Source organism: Streptomyces klenkii, from assembly GCF_003626645.1.
GTDB lineage: Bacteria > Actinomycetota > Actinomycetes > Streptomycetales > Streptomycetaceae > Streptomyces > Streptomyces klenkii.
The window spans coordinates 1-1,530 of record NZ_RBAM01000067.1 but is presented as its reverse complement, the minus strand read 5'-3'; the positions used below and the strand labels follow the sequence as shown (position 1 = coordinate 1,530).

Here is a 1,530-nt window from a genome sequence, read left to right as displayed (position 1 = left end):
CTCGATCCGGCCCGCGTGCTCCGCCACCACCGCCCGCACGTCCGCGACGCGCAGGTCCGGCGTCCCCGGCATCCAGCAGCCCGCCCGGTGCAGCACCCCCCGCCACGGCGCCCCCGGAGGCGTCCGCTGCCACTGCACCCACCAGCGCGGGTACGCCGCATCCTCCGCCAACTCCAGTTCGGCGTGCACCTCCGCGAGCTGCGCGACGAGGTAGCGCTCCAGCGTGCGGAGGCTCGGCAGATCTGACGGCAGGGGGTCGGACATGCGTTCGAGGATAGGGGGCGTCGGGCAGACGGCAACCAGCGATAACATGCCATATCGTGGGCGAAAAACCGGTACAATTAGGCATGGCTGATGAAGCGACAAACCGAGTCGATGACATGCGTCGAGAGATCGTCCTGCGCGAGATCAACCAGGGCGCTCTCGCTGGAATGCAATCCGGGATCACAGAACAGGCTGCCGATCTAGTCCTTGCCGCCCTGGACCGCTACGACGCGTGGGCTGCCGAACGGCTGGAAACCCGCCTCGCCCGGATCGCCGAGGCCCACAGCAAGGACGCCGCGAACGGCGGCCTCACCTCCGGGGCCTGCAACGAATGCGGCCAGCCGCACCCATGCCCGACCTACGTGTGGGCGACCGCCAGCCGCGATCCGTTGGCAACTTGGGACCCAAGGGACGACGAGGAAGCCGCGTGACCGACACCGTCCGCGCCACCTGCCCCGGCTGCGGTCGGCCGCGCCAAGTCACCCTCGCCGGAGTCTTCCGCCGCCACCGCAAGGGCGGCATCACCTGCCCCGGTGCGGGACAACTCGCATCCGGCGTCACCCCTCCCGAATCGCACCGAGGCGCCACCGGCCTCACCGGGCCGGCGCCGCCCGACGAGGAAGCCGCAGGCCGCTCTTGCGACGCCGGGCACTGCAACCGGCCGTCCATCGGCTGGCGGTTGTTTCGCGGCCAGCGAGAATGGCTGCCCGTGTGCGGCATCTGCATGGACGGCCCAGCCGGACGAACCCGCGTCTACGACCCCACGGACGCCGTATGACCGACCTCGTCCCACACCGGCCGGACGCCACCCCTGCCGTCCACGACGCCGCGACGCTCGCCGTCCTCGCCGCCATGGAGGAGGCCGCCGAGAAGCACCTCGACGCGATCCGCCCCCACAACACCAAGCGCGGCTACGAGAATGACTGGGCGCTCTGGAGCGAGTTCCACGGCTGGCTCGCCGAACGCACCGGCCACCAACTGCCGCTCACCGCCGTCACCAAGGGCACGCTCGTCGGCTTCGTCGTCTGGCTCGACACCATCAAGATCGCGGCCCCCAACTCGATCGACCGCAGGATCACCGGTGTCACCGTCACCGCGCGCGGCCTCGGCGTCGAAGTCCCCAAGGCCGCCACCGTCGCCGCCCGCAAGGCGCTCAAGCCCATGAAGGCCGACCCCGAACGACTCGCACGCGGCCGAGGGAAAGCCGCTGCCGCCACACCCGAGCAGCTGCGGCAGATGGCCGCCGCCGTCCCCGACAGCCTCACC

2 protein-coding genes and 2 pseudogenes are annotated in these 1,530 nt (G+C 71.0%); 3 read left to right on the top strand and 1 reads right to left on the bottom strand.

Annotated elements, in window-relative coordinates; genetic code table 11:
• A pseudogene (locus D7231_RS34615) lies at nucleotides 1-264 on the bottom strand (hypothetical protein); the annotation flags it as partial.
• 83 nt (nucleotides 265-347) lie between these two features.
• On the opposite strand from D7231_RS34615, the gene D7231_RS34610 reads away from it, so the two are divergent.
• The 3 genes and pseudogenes from D7231_RS34610 to D7231_RS34605 all read left to right on the top strand — a co-directional run.
• Nucleotides 348-695: a hypothetical protein gene (locus D7231_RS34610; RefSeq protein ID WP_147449877.1), complete on the top strand. Its 348-nt coding sequence runs from the start codon at nucleotides 348-350 to the stop codon at nucleotides 693-695.
• Nucleotides 692-1,042, top strand: coding sequence for a hypothetical protein (locus D7231_RS36360; protein ID WP_147449876.1), 351 nt, complete (start codon nucleotides 692-694; stop codon nucleotides 1,040-1,042). Before D7231_RS34610 ends, D7231_RS36360 begins: the two co-directional genes overlap by 4 nt.
• A pseudogene (locus D7231_RS34605) lies at nucleotides 1,039-1,530 on the top strand (hypothetical protein); the annotation flags it as partial. The gene D7231_RS36360 and the pseudogene D7231_RS34605, both read left to right, overlap by 4 nt.

What these genes read in the sequence shown, in the direction of transcription:
- D7231_RS34610 (WP_147449877.1), top strand. Translation starts at nt 348, where the DNA reads ATGGCTGATGAAGCGACAAACCGAGTCGATGACATGCGTCGAGAGATC.